The sequence below is a fragment of the Mucilaginibacter galii genome (assembly GCF_014635825.1).
Taxonomy (GTDB): Bacteria; Bacteroidota; Bacteroidia; order Sphingobacteriales; family Sphingobacteriaceae; genus Mucilaginibacter; species Mucilaginibacter galii.
Window position 1 is genome coordinate 40,203 of record NZ_BMDO01000014.1, and the last position, 14,538, is coordinate 54,740.

A 14,538-nucleotide genomic window follows, 5' to 3' on the forward strand; every position below is an offset into this window, starting at 1 on the left:
CTACCTAATGTTGTTGCAAGTAGCAGTTATTGAAGTAACGTCCATTTAACAATTCACTAAAATTAATGAAGAAGCAGCGAGGTTTAAAAAGGTATTATAGCAACCTCGGATTGCAAAACGATTTTAAAGAAATGACGTGGCTCAATTTTGATTGTCCCGAAATTTGGTTTGATAACTGGCACATACACTTTGATTGGAAAGGCTACGGTAACAATAGTTTCAACAAAAGAAAGCCTCACCTTGATAAACTGTTCCGGCACTTTAGCTTGTTAGTTAATATGACACACCGCATAAAATCTGACTTTCAGCTTTATGCAATCATTTATGATATAGATAGTTCGGATGATGCGCTGTGTATACATACACCAAATCCGAATAACAGTCCTTTTCCTCTCGAAATTGAGGAATTGTCAAAAGCATCAACGCTTAACAATAAACCGCTTAACCTATATGTTAAAAATTTAGAAGGTTACGAAAAGCTATATGGGCAAACTCAATATGAGGCATACTGCTTACTTTACATTAAAGGTATTGGGAAGCCTTTCTAAAACGGCTATTATTCTAATTAATTAAACTCTAAGCCATTCCTTTAGTCAAAAAGCAAATACCTCATTAATGATGCTTAGATACGTGAGATTGATATTTGCCGCTTTGCTTTTCTTTATCGCAGCCACATCTGCCTATGCCCAGCAAGGTTATCGCCTGTTAACCCCTAATGATTTTACAGGTGCTGTGCCCCCTGGCAGCGGATTTTATGTGGCACATACCAGTTGCGATGTAACCATGAAGTACGATGTGCAAAAATACCGGGGCGATTACCGCCTTACCTTTAACATTAGCCTGCTGCTTAACCGCGACCGCTCGTGGATTAACCGGCAAATGGTAACCAATGCCAATATGATGGACGAAGTGCTACGACACGAACAGGGCCATTATCAAATTGCTTATATGATGCAGCAGGAGATGATAACCGAATTGAACCGGGTTCGTTATACCGGCGATTACCAGCGACAAGCCAACGACGTATTTAAGCGTATAGATGACAAATACCGCCAAATGAATGCTGACTACGACAGTGATACCCAGCACATGCAAAACCGCAAACAGCAAGCGGCCTGGGTAAACTACCTTAACCAGGAAGTTGCCCGGGCAAGTAATTTAGCAATGAACAATTGATTAGATATTTTGATGAAGGGACTTAGAGAATAAGGACTTTTTTAATAAATGCGTAATAAGCGTTTTAAATTCTCTTTCTTAAGTCCAAATATCCTTCTTTTCTAAGTCCAAACGCCGTTTAAAGTCCAAACATCCTTCTTCTCTAAGTCTAAAAGTCCGTTCAAAGTCCAAACATCCTTCTTCTCTAAGTCTAAACGTCCGTTCAAAGTCCAAACATTCTTCCTCCCCAAGTCTAAAAGTCCTTCTTCCCTAAGTCCAAGCATCCTTCTGTTCCAAGTCCAATCGTCTATTCCAACTATCCGTTGGTTCTTTTTTGCACGTAGCCGAATACTTTTTGCAGCAACGGTGTGGTACGCGATGAAAAGTTGGTGCGGATATTCAGTTCTTCCTGGGCTATGCGGTAAAATAATCCGTCGATGGCTTTTTGAGTTACATAATCGTCCAGATCAGGATTGATCTTGTTAAAAACTAATGGTATTTTGTTGTATTGCGTAGCTAACTGACCATAGTATTTGGTAGCGCCAACTTTTGACAGGCTGGTATGAATAACCGGTTTAAACTGCTCGCTTAACTGTCCGGTGGTTACACGTTTAAAATAATTGGTGGCTGCATCCTTACTTCCACCCAGCAAAATATTGGTCACATCCTGAATAGACATTTGCTTAATGGCCGATACAAATATGGGAGCTGCTTTACCAGCTGCATCCTCAGCGGCACGGTTGAGCGACAGGATGGCATCATCGCAAAGTTTGTTGAAGCCTAATTTGCGCAGGGTGCTTTCGGCTTTCTGGGCTTCGGGTGGTAAAAGCAGTTTCACAGCGGCATTTCCAAAAAAGCCGTTCAAGGCAGATAGCTGGCTGGTGCTTTTATTGGTACCTTGCTCTAAAGCTTGTTTAAGGCCGCTAATCATCTCGAGCGTACTGGGTGTACCCGTACTTTGGGATGGATTGTAAATGGTACCATTACCGGCATTTTGCACGGCAGTATTTAGCGTATCGCAGCTGCTGGTAACCATAAAAATAAACAGTAAAGGCAAAAAAGTAAAAAAGCGCTTCATAGTAGTTTGACTACAATGTAAACGCTTTAAAGTTTGCTTTACCTAAAACAACTGAATGATGGAGAATACGGCAGCCGCTACTAAGGCCGAAATAGGAATAGTAATGATCCAGGCCCAAACCAGGTTGATAGTTACACCCCAACGTACAGCCGAAACCCGTTTGGTTAAACCAACTCCAATAATAGAACCGGTAATAGTGTGCGTTGTTGATACAGGGATACCTAAACGCTCGGTCATGAACAGGGTAATAGCACCTGCAGTTTCGGCACTTACACCTTCAAGCGGGGTAACCTTGGTAATTTTGCTACCCATGGTTTTCACAATTTTCCAACCGCCGCTCATGGTACCTGCTGCAATAGCGCTGTAACAAGCCAGCGGAATCCAATCGGGCATGTGCTGGCCTTGTTGAATAACGTTTTCTGCAACCAGCGCAACATAAATAATACCCATTACCTTTTGCGCATCGTTACCACCGTGGGCAAAACTTAACGCCGCCGATGATACCAGCTGAACCGCTTTAAACCAACGTTCGGCAACAGCCGGACGAGAATTTTTGAACAGGTGTAAAATGATGATGGTAATTACATAAGCTATAACCAAACCAATAAGCGGGGCCAGTACAATGTAAGCAGCAATCCGCAATATCTCGTGGGTATTAACTGCCGTAAGCGGGTTAACGCCCATAAAAATAGCGTTGGTCATACCCGCGCCGGCAAAGCCACCAATTAAGGTATGCGATGAACTGGATGGAATACCAAACCACCAGGTTACCAAGTTCCAGGCTATGGCGGCTATTAAGCCGGCCATTACCACATGCATGGTAATAAAATTTTCATGCACGGTTTTGGCTACCGTGTTGGCTACCTTATGATCTTTAATTAAAAAGAAGGCTAAAAAGTTAAAAGCAGCAGCCCAAAGCACCGCCTGAAAAGGCGTTAACACTTTGGTAGATACCACGGTGGCAATAGAGTTTGCCGCATCGTGAAATCCGTTTATAAAATCGAATATAAGTGCTAAAAGAACTACAACTACGAGTAGGGAAGTAACCATGTAAGTAAAGGGTTAAAACAATTAGGCGTTTTTAACTAAAATTGATTCCATTACATTGGCTGCATCCTCGCACTTATCGGTTGCTGTTTCCAGCGCAGCTAAAATCTCTTTGTATTTAATTAAGCGCAGGGCATCTTTTTCATACAGGAAAAGGTCGGCAACGGCACGGTCAAAAACGTAATCGGCCTGGTTTTCCACACTGTTAATGCGAATGCATGAATCGGCAATGTTGCGTACGTTTTTCAGATCTTTAAGCTCGCGCACTGCCTTTTCAAGGTCTATACTGCCTTGCAAGGTAAGTTCCGATAGTTTTAAGATAGGCTCGGTGTACTCTTCGATGTTATACAACAGCATACGGTTGGCCGAACCCTGTATATAATCGGCCACGTCATCAATGGCAGTTGCCAGCGCATGAATGTCTTCGCGGTCGAAAGGGGTAATAAAGTTCTTGCCTAATTCCAGGTAAATTTGATGGGTTAGCTCGTCACCACGGTTTTCCAGTTTGTCAATTTGCTTAAACTGATCCTGACGGGTAGCCGGGTTGTTAGAGTTTACAGCTTCAACCAAAACGGTAGCCATAGCTACTACGTTACTGGCAGCCTGCTCAAACAAAGGAAAAAACACCTTTTTATCCTTGGGTACAAAATACTGGAATATGCTGTTTAATGACATTGCTAATTCAATAGTTTTTGCAAAGGTACACCTTGCAATGTTAAGTTAATGTTAACTCTTTAACGCTGGTATCACCTGAAAAGGAGATTGTTTTACGCGTTGCAGGGTAAAGCCAAAAGTTGAGCCTACGCCCTCGGTACTGCGCACATTAATCGTTTGCTCATGTGCTTCTATAATATGTTTAACAATGGCTAGGCCCAGCCCCGAACCACCAATATCGCGCGAGCGGTGACTATCTATCCTGTAAAAGCGTTCAAACAGGCGGGGCAGACATTTTTCGTTGATGCCCGATCCATCATCAGTTACTTCTACTAACACCTGGTCGTGCAGTTCAAACAAACTTACGGAGGTACTGCCACCCTGTTTGCCGTATTTTAGCGAGTTATCAATAAGGTTGATCATTACCTGGCATATTTTATCCCTATCAGCGGTAACCATCAACGCGTCATCATACTTCTGTTTAAAAATAAGCTTAATTTGGTGCTGACTGGCTTTGAGCTCCATTTGCTCAAATATTTCCTTAACCAGATCGTTGATCTTAAACTTGGTGAAGTTGATAGGAATCTCGCCCGACTCGAGCTTGGCTATCTCGTCCAGGTCTTTGATAAGATAACTCAGGCGGTCTACATTACGTTCAGCCTTTTTCAAAAACTTCATGGCCATTTCCGTATCTTCAAACTCATCATCTACAATGGCATCAATATAACCCTGTATGGCAAACAGCGGGGTTTTAAACTCGTGCGATATGTTGGATAAAAACTCGCGCCTGAATTTTTCCTGGCTGCGCAGCTGCTCAATTTCGGTTTTCTTTTCTCGCGCCCAGGCTTTAACTTCCTGCTCCACATCGCCAATTGGGTCGGTACTGGTCGATTCGCCCAGGGCATCTCGCAAATCGCGGCCCAGTTTCAGGTTATGAATGAGTTTATAAATGAGTTTAATTTTGGAGTAAACGTATTTTTCGATGAGGTAATAAAAAACCACATAACTCGTAATAAAGCTAATGGTGAAGGTAACCACCAGGTCGAACCACTTATGCTGAAAATAGTAATTTACAATTGACAGCGTTATTGCCACCGCCAATGCGTTGATGAATACCAATACACTGAGTTTCATAACGTAAAGTTAGGGTTTATTAAAGTGGAAAATGAAGTGCTTTAGTTAAGATAATAAACTTTACTCCCTGTGTGTTTAAAAACCAGTACTTCAAAAATATAGGGGCACGGTTTCATCAATAAACGTTGCTCCTATAACCCAATATTACAAATTACTTTTAATCAACTCATGCAGCTTATCGTTGTCAAAGTCATCTGCGTAAATGATCTTCCCGGTTTTGTCTACCAATATAACTGTTGGAAATGAGAAGATACAGTAAGCTTTATCCACTTTATCGTTTCCGTACAAGAGTTCGTATTCCGGCTTATGCTTGTTTTAAACACCGCAATCATCTCCTTATAATCTTCCATGTTTATAGCCAGTATCTTAAACTTATTGTTAGGGTATTGCTGCTGCATGGCGTTGAGTTTATGTACAGCACCTATACAATAGCTACAGTTTTTTATCCAAAATTCCAGTAACACCAGTTTGCCTCTATACTGGCTCAGGTTTACCGCAGCATTGTTTTCTGCACTGGTTAATTGCCAGTCGGGCGCTGGTATATTGGCTTTGATCAGTTCATGCTTCCCCTCTGTAGCAAGGGCATAATCTTTCAGGTAATTAGAAGAATACCACGAGGTTTCGGCCGGAGGCTGCGTTTTGGTGGTGGCGTTTACAAAATCGGTACGGTTTAAATCGTTGTTAATGGTATTGGTTTGCAGCACGGTTACCGGCAGGTTGGTGGCCGGATCAACCAGTATTTTATATACAAAGGTGCGCTGAATGGTTACCGGGCTGTAACCGGTGCCTAAATAAGTTAACAACTTATTGGGTAACACAAACTTTAGGTTATAATACCTTTTACCGCTAACCAAGGTGTCAGTTACGGTTTTAACAATGCTGTTATCGGCCATAACCATGGGTAGCGCATTTCGCAAGGTAACCATCGAATGGTATATCCATGAATTACCCTCAAAGCTTGCAGGAGTAAGGTTACGTTTAATGCGGAGAGTTTTATCTTCTAAATTGTTACTAAAGATTTCAGATCCATTAAAGGTGGTAAACTCTCCGTTGTGCGAGTATTGGTACCTGAAACCAACCAACTGGGCATCGGTGATGAAATCCAAATACATTTGTCCTTCGATTTTAGATAGGTACCCTTCGGATGGATAATTGAACTCCCTGCGGTAAGTATATTGAATGGTTTTCAAACTGTTTAAAGCCTTAGATACTTTATTGTATACAGCCAGACCATCATTTGCGCCGGGCATTGTGCTGCCTGTAAGCGCAATAAGGCATAAGCTTAATAAGGGGAATGCTTTGGGTAGATTTATTTTCATGTTAAAAGGTTCTGTTTAGATATGACAGAGAGCAATGCCTTGCGTTGCACAATTTACCATAAAAAACAAACTTGCCACGCCACTAACCGCATGTAAAGCCTAATTTTAACAACTATTAATAAAGATAATAATGAACACTTACCTCATAACCGGCGCGGGCAGCGGCATAGGCCGGGCCATGGCGCAAAACCTGGCATTGGCCGGGCACCAATGCATTTTGCTGGGCCGCAGCCAAGCCTCATTAAACGAAACTCTTGAAAGCCTGCAAGGTAAAGGGCATAAGATAATTGTTGCTGATGTAAGGAATATAACAAGCCTGCAACAAGCTGCGACTCAATTAGACGATGTAACCATCAATGGCTTGTTAGCCAACGCCGGTATTGGCGGCGAAAATTACTGGGGCGATGAAGACCGCTGGGACGACATTATGGGCACCAACTTAACCGGCACCTACAACTTCGTGAATACCTTTTTACCGCATTTGCGTAAAACGGCCGGGACTAAACATATCATTATCACCTCATCGGTGCTGGCGCGGTTGGGCGTGGCTAATTACTCAGCTTACTGTGCCTCTAAAGCAGGGTTGCTGGGTTTAATGCGCTCGTGGGCCGTACAGTTTGCACCCGAGGAAATACTGGTGAACGCCATTTGCCCCGGCTGGGTAGATACCGAAATGTCGCAGCAGGGCTTGCAGGGCATTTCCGATGGTATAGGCATCACCAAAGATGAGTTCTACCATATAGCCATGCAAAGCGTACCACTAAGGCGCATGAGTCAACCCGACGAGATTGCCGCGTTGACGGCCTACCTGCTGAACCAACGCAGCATAACCGGGCAAACCCTTGATATTAATGGCGGTGCGGTGATGAACAGCTAACTACCGGTAAGCAGCAGTAACCATTACCGGGTCGCTTTCGTTTTTAAGCCGGTCTATAGCGGTAACAAAGTATACGTAGTTCTTACCCTTTTCGGCTGTAAGATCTTCGGCTATGGTAGTGGTATTGTATTGAATACGGATAATGTGCGATGGATCGGCCAGGTCCACCTTTTCGCCATAGTAAAAGCGATAAATTACATAACCGTACACCGGTTCTTTATCCCTGGCTAATAGGGGCACCTGCCAGTTAAGCACCACAGCCCTATCATTTTTGCCGGCTGTTAATAAGCGCGGCGCATTGGGTGCTACCGAATCGCGCCAAAGCATTACGGGCGGCAAAGCAGGTGATTTATAATAATGCGTACGTAACGAGTCGTTCAATCCGCCATAATTACGCCTTAATGATGCCGAACTAAAGTATACGCTGCCCTGTATGCGCGGGTTATTGCGTAGGTAACGTATTTGGGCCGGTATTTGGTCAGGGTTTTTAAAAGCAGTATTGCGCGGTTCGCCTATGCGGTAAGCGGCCTGGCCCACGTATAAATGGCGGTTAAAAGTATTATCGCTCCACCAGTCGGTCAGTTTTTCAAAGGCAGCAGCCCGGTTGCCAAAGTGCCAGTAAATTTGGGGGTTAATGTAATCTACCCAACCTTCTTTTACCCACTTACGGGTATCGGCAAATTGCTCGTAGTAAGAAGAACCACCATTGGTAGCCGAACCCTCAGGGTCCTGGCTGGCATTTTTCCATATCCCAAACGGACTAATGCCAAACTTCATGTGCGGCTTGTACTTATGTATACTATCGGTAAGCATGTGGATGAGCGTATCTACGTTATTGCGGCGCCAGTCGCGTATATCGGCATACTTACTGCTGCCGTATTGCTCAAAGGTGGCCTGGTCGTTTATACGCTGCCCGGCAATGGGGTAAGGGTAAAAGTAATCGTCCATGTGTATACCGTCTACATCGTAGTTCTTCACTACATCCAGTATCACCTGTATAATATATTCGCGTACATCGGGCAAGCCGGGGTTAAAAAGCTTGCGGCCGCCGTAGGTAAAAAACCAGTCGGGGTGTAAACGGGTAACGTGCTGCGCGCTCACGCTGTTAGGGTTGGCATCCATAGTGGCCCGGTATGGGTTAAACCAGGCATGCAGTTCCATGCTGCGTTTGTGGGCTTCGGTAACGGCCAGCTCAAGGGGGTCGTAAAAGGGTTCGGGGGCACGGCCCTGTACGCCGTTGAGCCATTTTGACCAGGGCTCGCGGCCTTTAGCGTAAAACGCATCGGCGGCAGGCCTTACCTGGAACATGATGGCGTTAATGCCGGCCTGCGCATGAAAGTTAAGAATGTTAATAAGATCGCTTTTTTGCTTTTCGGTACCGGGGCGGGGTTCGCTGGGCCAGTCTATATTGGTTACCGTGGCTACCCAAACACCCCTGAATTCGCGCTTAGAAGTACGGTTAATTTGCTTTATGGTATCGGTTTGAGCCAGTAATTGTAAACAAGTAAGCCATGCGGCTATCATTAACACTAATCTTTTATTCATATGCAGCAAAGCCCTCATTTTAAGCGGGCAAAGATACATAACTCCGTTTTAGCGGTTTTAGTTTATGATAAATTATGAACAGGTTTTTGGCTTTTAGGCTTATTGTAATTATTTTTAGCGCGGTTGTTTCATAGCCTACCCCATAGCTTTTACACTACAAGTAACTGATTATCAGTTTTTATTTGTACAATAGCTGTTGGTATAAGCGTTAAAATAACTCTTTATTACAGGTTAGTTTCGGCCGTTTTAAGAACGGCCGGCAATCAAATTAAAAAATGTTATGGCCTGTAATATCAGTTTTGCGGCAACCATCGTTATAAATGGGTGCGGGGATTTATATAATAATTTTACTACATGGAAAACAGATCTGAACAACCCTCTAAAAAGAATTCGAACGTAATATACTTCCTCATTGCGGTAGTAGTAGCTTTGTTGGGTACCGATGTGTATTTATACATGCAAAAAAAGAAAGACGTAGCCAAGATCATCTACCAAAGTGATGATGAGAAGCACCGCCTGCAAACGGAGTTAGACAGCCTGGAAGCGCAAATTGAACAGGTAAACACCGGCAAGGCTAAAATGAGCGCCGAAATGCAGCAACGTAACGATTCGTTGCAAACCAAGATACAAATGCTGAAACGCGCCTTATCAAAAGGACAGCTTACCGTGGCCGAGTTAAAAAGGGCACAAGAAGATATTAAACAACTGCGTTACTTTGTAACCAAATACACCGCCGATATTGAAGAGCTTAGGCAACAGAATGCTTCATTAACTACGGAGCGCGATACCTTGAAAAATCAGGTAGCCACTGTATCTCAAAAAGCTACCACTTTAGAGCAACAAAACCAGGAGCTGAACAGCAAAGTAAAAGTTGCCTCGGCCTTAAAAATGGGGGCGGCTACGGTAGTTGCCTACAAAATTAAAGGCAGCGGCAAAGAGGTTGATGTAAACCGTGCCGGTCCTGCTAAAAAGATAAAGGTAAACTTTACCATTGCCGGTAACCCGGTAGCCGAAAAAGGAATGCACGACATTTACCTGCGCATTACCGATCCGGCTGGTAATTTGATGGTAATGAACGATAGCGGCGTATTTACTGCCGACGATCAGGAGCTGCAGTATACCTACAAAACGTCTATCGATTTTAAGGACGATGGCACTACTTATACCATTGACTGGGTAAACCCCGGCAAATTTGTAAAAGGCACTTATACCGTATTGCTTTACGCCGATGGTTACACCATGGGTAAAACAGAGTTCTACTTAAAATAGAGAAAACTTCAATGTCATTTCATCCCCGGCCGTGCAAGCAGCCGGGGATTTTTGTTTGCAGGAATATCTTGTCCAGTTGTCATTTCGAAAACCAATTAGAAAGCCCGTTCAGACTGGATACATAGCGAAAAAGATTTCTTACTACCGTTCGAAATGATAGGTTACGATTACGCTTGTAAAACCCCTCTCCCTGGAGGATTTAAGAGGGCTTTAAACTGTTTATACTTACGTTTGTCTTATTGTTATATTTGATCCATCCATGAAAAAAATTACCTTATTCCTTACAACTCTGATTATTACTGCTCAGGCTTTTGCCCAGGTTAAACATGCGGTTACCAAATCGGCCGTTACTTACGAGATCAAGAACATGGGTATCAATACCAGCGGTAAGTTCAAAACCCTGGAAGCTAATATTGCTTTCGACCCTAACAATCTGGCCGCCAGCACCATTGAAGCCATGATTGAGGTAAACAGCATTGACTCTGATAATGCCATGCGCGATAATCACCTCAAGGCCGAAGACTACTTTGATGCCGAGAAATACCCGAAGATCATCATGAAATCAACCGCTTTTAAAAAGAAGGCAGGTAACAACTATGTTGGAATTTTTAATGTGACTATAAAAGGTAAAACAAAAGCCGTTGAAGTCCCTTTTACGTATACAGAGAGTGCTAATGTAGCCTTGTTTAAAGGCAGCTTCAAAATCAACAGGAAAGATTTTGGCGTGGGCGGCAACAGCATGGTTCTGGCTGATGATGCTACGATTAATCTCGTGGTTGAAACCAGCAAATAAAACAAAAAAGAGGTAATGGTTTTATGGGCAGTTGTATTAGTGCGATTGGGATAGCGAACCCCGAAAAGCGGGTTACGCAACAGCAGGCTTATGATTTTATGGTTGATGCTTTTAGCCTGAGTGCCGACCATGCCCAGCGGTTAAAACACATATACGAAGGTTCGGGTATTGATTACCGCCACACTGTAGTAGATGATTTTGGCGCAGGCCGTGCCGATTATACCTTCTTTGAACCTACCCCGGATCTCGAGCCTTTTGTAACCACTCAAAAACGCCTGCTTTTATACCAGGAAAAAGGCATCCAAATAGCTGTTAAAGCTGCACAGCAATGTTTAGCCGGTTATGAGGAAGGCATTGTTGGTCAAATTACGCATTTGGTTACCGTAAGTTGTACCGGCATGTACGCGCCGGGCATTGATATTGATTTGGTTGAACAATTAGGCCTTGCCCGCACCACCGAGCGTATTTGCATTAATTTTATGGGTTGCTATGGTGCTATTAACGGCCTGAAAACAGCCGACTATATTTGCCGCGCTAATCCCAAAGCCAAAGTGCTGGTGGTAAGCGTGGAGCTTTGCACGCTGCACTTTCAAAAACACAACACCTTAGATAACTGGGTGGCAAACTCGCTTTTTGCCGATGGTGCCGCCGCTGCACTGGTCGAAAATTCGGCTAATAATACCGGAGATAAACCCCGCTTGGAATTAAGTAGCTTTTACTCAGAGTTTATGCCCGAAAGCCGTAACGAAATGGGCTGGTTTGTGGGCAATACAGGTTTCGAAATGAAGCTGACCTCAAAGGTATCCAAGCAAATTAAGAAACATATTAAAGGTGTAACCGAGCGTATGCTTGATAAAGTAAGTTTAACCACGCAGGATGTTGGCACTTACGCTATCCATCCCGGTGGTAAAAAAATACTGGAAGCCGTAGAAGAAGCGCTGCAACTGCCCGAGGAAACCAACGCCTATGCTTACGAAGTACTTAGGCAGTATGGTAATATGTCGTCGGCCACTATATTGTTCGTCTTGCAAAAGATCATGCATGCGGGTAAGCTGGCTAACCCCAACCTGGTGAGTTTTGCATTTGGGCCCGGACTTACGGTTGAGGGCATGGTGCTTAAAATGCAGTAAGCAGCCATGAACGACGTAATTATAGTAGGCGGCGGATTGGCCGGGCTGTTCAACGCCCTGTTAATGAACCGCGCCGGCTTGCAGGTTACCGTTATCGAAAAAAAATCATATCCCTTTCATCGTGTTTGCGGCGAGTATATCTCTAACGAAGTATTGCCGTTTTTACATGAGTTGGATATTGATGTTCACCAATTGGGTGCATCGCACATTACCCGTCTCGAAATTACGGCCACTTCGGGCGCCAAGTTTGCACAGGCTTTAGATTTGGGAGGCTTCGGCATCAGCCGGTATAAGCTCGACGATTTTCTTTATCATAAATGCCGATCCGAAGGGGTGAACTTTATGCTCGATACCCGGGTAGACGATATTCAGTTTGTAAACGATGCCTTTGAAGTGGTGTTGCCCGATGATAAGCTGACCGCTCCGCTGGTTATAGGTGCCTTTGGTAAACGCTCTAACCTGGATAACCGCCTGCGCCGCGATTTTTTTTACCGCCGCAGCCCTTACGTTGGCATCAAGATTCATGCAAACATTGATTTCCCTGATGACCTCATACAGCTCAACAGCTTTAAGAACGGTTACTGCGGCGTATCAAAAATAGAAGATAACCGCTACTGCATCTGCTCCCTCGCCCACCGCGATGATCTGCGTGAGCAAACCAGTTTAGAAGCATTACAAGAAAACATCATTAACTGCAATCCTTATCAAAAAGAGATCTTCCGTAATGCCGAATGGCTGATGGATAAGCCCGAGGTGATCAACGAGATCTCGTTCGAGAAAAAGCAACCGGTAGAAAATCACATTTTTATGAGCGGCGACACCGCCGGCATGATAGCCCCGCTTTGCGGCAACGGCATGACTATGGCCATCCATTCGGCTAAAATATTATCGGCTATTATAACACAGCATTACAGGCAAGGCCAACCCTTAACTGCGCCAAAACGGGCTGCTTTAGAACAAGCTTATGTTACCGCCTGGAACAAACAGTTTGCCCGCCGGTTATGGGTAGGCCGGCAAATGCAAAATGTATTTGGCAATAATCAGCTGATGCATGCAGCTGTTAAAACTTTAAATAACTTGCCCCGGCTGGCCGGGTGGCTGGTTAAGCAAACACATGGCAAACCCTGGTCATAATTTGCCTTTTGAAACCCTTGATTACATGAAAAAAACGATAGCGATAGATATGGACGGCGTTATTGCCGATATTGAAGCCCAGGTACTGGCTTGGTACGAGCGCGATTACGGCATAAAATACACCCGAGATTACCTTGCCGGCCGCCCTTCAGATGATCTGTTCCCTGAAAAAGGCTTAGTGGGCAACTACGTGCGCACGGCGGGCTTTTTCAGAACCTTGCCCGTAATGGAAGGCGCCGTAGAAGCGGTAAAAACCTTAATGGAAGACTTTGAGGTATACATCGTATCGGCCGCTATGGAGTTTCCGTTGAGTTTAAATGAGAAATTGGAATGGCTGGGCGAGCATTTTCCCTTCATTACATGGCATAACATCATTTTTTGCGGCGATAAGAGCATTATCAATACCGATTACATGATCGACGATCACATCAAGAACCTTGATCATTTTAAGGGCAAAACCTACATGTTTCATGCCTACCACAACACGCTGGTTACCCACCACACCCGCATTAATAACTGGCCGCAAGTAGTGGAATTATTGAAAGCCGAATTATGAATGAATTGAGCATAATTGGTTTTTACAGAAAAAAAAGCCCTCCCTCCCGGGGAGGGTTGGGAGGGGCTTATGATTAACCTGCGCAAACGTATTACGGGTGTAGACGAGATCATGGACGATTTTGCGCTGCCCGAAAGCGAACTCGACCCGGTACTCAAAGGCCTGGGCGATTTAAACAGTTGGTTTGGCGGTCATAAAACCCTGATCAAAGCATTACAGCAATTCCCTGTACAGCCCAATAACCACATCAGTGATTGGGGCTGCGGCGGTGGTGATGCCCTGAAAGCCATTGCTCAGTGGGCTGCTGCAAAAAAACTGCCTTTGCAACTTACCGGTGTTGATGCCGCGCCTGCCGCCATAACCTTTGCACAAAAAGAAACTGTAGCCTACGCCAATATTAATTACCTGCAAACGGAGGTAATGAGCCCCCAGCTACAAGATAATCAGTTCGATATTGTGGTATCGAGCCTGTTCACTCACCATTTTGAAGATGATGCCTGGGTGGCGCTCATCCAAAAAATGCTCAGTTGCTCGCGCAGGGGAATTATCATTACCGATCTGCACCGACACTGGTTATTGTACTACTCGCTCATTGCCATATTTACCGTAGTTATTCCCAATAAAATGATGCGGCATGACGGGCCTTTGTCTGTTCAGCGCAGCTTTACCAAAGCCGAACTCATATCGCTTTTAGCCAAAGCAGGCGTTACCCGCTATAAAATTGAATGGAAGTGGGCTTTCAGATGGCAGGTTATTATTTATAAAAATTAAGGTTTACGTTTTGATAGTAAGGAAAGGCTAAAGGCATCAACTTATATAAACGTGATAACTATTAGTAGTGCATTAC

Annotated in this window: 16 protein-coding genes; 9 read left to right on the top strand and 7 right to left on the bottom strand. The window is 44.2% G+C overall.

Translation table 11 applies throughout. The features are described from left to right. Positions 1-65 precede the first annotated feature (65 nt). Together IEV61_RS19080 and IEV61_RS19085 are read left to right on the top strand one after the other, a co-directional pair. Positions 66-548 carry a hypothetical protein gene (locus tag IEV61_RS19080; protein WP_188418663.1) on the top strand — a complete coding sequence of 161 codons (483 nt, stop codon included), beginning with the start codon at positions 66-68 and terminating at the stop codon, positions 546-548. Positions 549-615: 67 nt separating this feature from the next. Then, on the top strand, positions 616-1,176 hold the full coding sequence (locus IEV61_RS19085) for a DUF922 domain-containing protein (protein ID WP_188418664.1): 561 nt from the start codon (positions 616-618) through the stop codon (positions 1,174-1,176). 101 nt (positions 1,177-1,277) lie between these two features. Here IEV61_RS19085 and IEV61_RS19090 read toward each other — a convergent pair whose 3' ends face one another. From IEV61_RS19090 to IEV61_RS19115, 6 genes are all read right to left on the bottom strand, one after another. Beyond that, positions 1,278-1,439 (bottom strand): hypothetical protein, encoded by a 162-nt coding sequence (locus IEV61_RS19090; RefSeq protein WP_188418665.1) that lies wholly within the window; start codon positions 1,437-1,439, stop codon positions 1,278-1,280. 32 nt (positions 1,440-1,471) lie between these two features. After that, positions 1,472-2,233: a DUF4197 domain-containing protein gene (locus tag IEV61_RS19095; RefSeq protein WP_188418666.1), complete on the bottom strand. Its 762-nt coding sequence runs from the start codon at positions 2,231-2,233 to the stop codon at positions 1,472-1,474. A 42-nt stretch (positions 2,234-2,275) separates the two neighbouring features. Continuing rightward, positions 2,276-3,283 (bottom strand): inorganic phosphate transporter, encoded by a 1,008-nt coding sequence (locus IEV61_RS19100; protein WP_188418667.1) that lies wholly within the window; start codon positions 3,281-3,283, stop codon positions 2,276-2,278. A 21-nt stretch (positions 3,284-3,304) separates the two neighbouring features. After that, entirely contained in the window at positions 3,305-3,955 is a 651-nt protein-coding gene (locus tag IEV61_RS19105; RefSeq protein ID WP_188418668.1) for a DUF47 domain-containing protein, read from the bottom strand. 51 nt (positions 3,956-4,006) lie between these two features. Next, positions 4,007-5,068, bottom strand: a complete 1,062-nt coding sequence (locus IEV61_RS19110; RefSeq protein WP_188418669.1) for a sensor histidine kinase — start codon at positions 5,066-5,068, stop codon at positions 4,007-4,009. Positions 5,069-5,289: 221 nt separating this feature from the next. Beyond that, positions 5,290-6,387: a peroxiredoxin family protein gene (locus tag IEV61_RS19115; RefSeq protein WP_188418670.1), complete on the bottom strand. Its 1,098-nt coding sequence runs from the start codon at positions 6,385-6,387 to the stop codon at positions 5,290-5,292. Between the two features lie 130 nt (positions 6,388-6,517). Here IEV61_RS19115 and IEV61_RS19120 point away from each other — a divergent pair, with 130 nt between their 5' ends. Continuing rightward, entirely contained in the window at positions 6,518-7,264 is a 747-nt protein-coding gene (locus tag IEV61_RS19120) for an SDR family NAD(P)-dependent oxidoreductase (RefSeq protein ID WP_188418671.1), read from the top strand. On the opposite strand, the gene IEV61_RS19125 is transcribed toward IEV61_RS19120, so the two are convergent. Further along, positions 7,265-8,809: a glycoside hydrolase family 10-like protein gene (locus tag IEV61_RS19125; RefSeq protein WP_188418672.1), complete on the bottom strand. Its 1,545-nt coding sequence runs from the start codon at positions 8,807-8,809 to the stop codon at positions 7,265-7,267. 354 nt (positions 8,810-9,163) lie between these two features. Between IEV61_RS19125 and IEV61_RS19130 the strand changes: the two genes are divergently transcribed. From IEV61_RS19130 to IEV61_RS19155, 6 genes are all read left to right on the top strand, one after another. Further along, positions 9,164-10,078 carry a DUF8428 domain-containing protein gene (locus tag IEV61_RS19130; RefSeq protein ID WP_188418673.1) on the top strand — a complete coding sequence of 305 codons (915 nt, stop codon included), beginning with the start codon at positions 9,164-9,166 and terminating at the stop codon, positions 10,076-10,078. Between the two features lie 259 nt (positions 10,079-10,337). Continuing rightward, a complete protein-coding gene (locus IEV61_RS19135; protein ID WP_188418674.1) occupies positions 10,338-10,871 on the top strand; it encodes a YceI family protein in 534 nt (177 codons plus the stop codon). 23 nt (positions 10,872-10,894) lie between these two features. Then, positions 10,895-12,001 (top strand): type III polyketide synthase, encoded by a 1,107-nt coding sequence (locus IEV61_RS19140; protein WP_188418675.1) that lies wholly within the window; start codon positions 10,895-10,897, stop codon positions 11,999-12,001. 6 nt (positions 12,002-12,007) lie between these two features. Beyond that, a complete protein-coding gene (locus IEV61_RS19145; protein ID WP_188418676.1) occupies positions 12,008-13,135 on the top strand; it encodes an NAD(P)/FAD-dependent oxidoreductase in 1,128 nt (375 codons plus the stop codon). Between the two features lie 25 nt (positions 13,136-13,160). Then, positions 13,161-13,691 carry a 5' nucleotidase, NT5C type gene (locus tag IEV61_RS19150; protein WP_188418677.1) on the top strand — a complete coding sequence of 177 codons (531 nt, stop codon included), beginning with the start codon at positions 13,161-13,163 and terminating at the stop codon, positions 13,689-13,691. 69 nt (positions 13,692-13,760) lie between these two features. Continuing rightward, on the top strand, positions 13,761-14,462 hold the full coding sequence (locus IEV61_RS19155; RefSeq protein WP_188418678.1) for a methyltransferase domain-containing protein: 702 nt from the start codon (positions 13,761-13,763) through the stop codon (positions 14,460-14,462). The last annotated feature ends 76 nt before the right edge of the window (positions 14,463-14,538 follow it).

Bases quoted from the DNA above. Each gene is read 5' to 3' on its own strand.
- IEV61_RS19115 (WP_188418670.1), bottom strand. From the start codon at position 6,387: ATGAAAATAAATCTACCCAAAGCATTCCCCTTATTAAGCTTATGCCTT.
- IEV61_RS19150 (WP_188418677.1), top strand. From the start codon at position 13,161: ATGAAAAAAACGATAGCGATAGATATGGACGGCGTTATTGCCGATATT.
- IEV61_RS19140 (WP_188418675.1), top strand. From the start codon at position 10,895: ATGGGCAGTTGTATTAGTGCGATTGGGATAGCGAACCCCGAAAAGCGG.
- IEV61_RS19100 (WP_188418667.1), bottom strand. From the start codon at position 3,283: ATGGTTACTTCCCTACTCGTAGTTGTAGTTCTTTTAGCACTTATATTC.
- IEV61_RS19120 (WP_188418671.1), top strand. From the start codon at position 6,518: ATGAACACTTACCTCATAACCGGCGCGGGCAGCGGCATAGGCCGGGCC.
- IEV61_RS19090 (WP_188418665.1), bottom strand. From the start codon at position 1,439: ATGCTTGGACTTAGGGAAGAAGGACTTTTAGACTTGGGGAGGAAGAAT.
- IEV61_RS19145 (WP_188418676.1), top strand. From the start codon at position 12,008: ATGAACGACGTAATTATAGTAGGCGGCGGATTGGCCGGGCTGTTCAAC.
- IEV61_RS19080 (WP_188418663.1), top strand. From the start codon at position 66: ATGAAGAAGCAGCGAGGTTTAAAAAGGTATTATAGCAACCTCGGATTG.
- IEV61_RS19130 (WP_188418673.1), top strand. From the start codon at position 9,164: ATGGAAAACAGATCTGAACAACCCTCTAAAAAGAATTCGAACGTAATA.
- IEV61_RS19105 (WP_188418668.1), bottom strand. From the start codon at position 3,955: ATGTCATTAAACAGCATATTCCAGTATTTTGTACCCAAGGATAAAAAG.
- IEV61_RS19125 (WP_188418672.1), bottom strand. From the start codon at position 8,809: ATGAATAAAAGATTAGTGTTAATGATAGCCGCATGGCTTACTTGTTTA.
- IEV61_RS19135 (WP_188418674.1), top strand. From the start codon at position 10,338: ATGAAAAAAATTACCTTATTCCTTACAACTCTGATTATTACTGCTCAG.
- IEV61_RS19085 (WP_188418664.1), top strand. From the start codon at position 616: ATGATGCTTAGATACGTGAGATTGATATTTGCCGCTTTGCTTTTCTTT.
- IEV61_RS19095 (WP_188418666.1), bottom strand. From the start codon at position 2,233: ATGAAGCGCTTTTTTACTTTTTTGCCTTTACTGTTTATTTTTATGGTT.
- IEV61_RS19155 (WP_188418678.1), top strand. From the start codon at position 13,761: ATGATTAACCTGCGCAAACGTATTACGGGTGTAGACGAGATCATGGAC.
- IEV61_RS19110 (WP_188418669.1), bottom strand. From the start codon at position 5,068: ATGAAACTCAGTGTATTGGTATTCATCAACGCATTGGCGGTGGCAATA.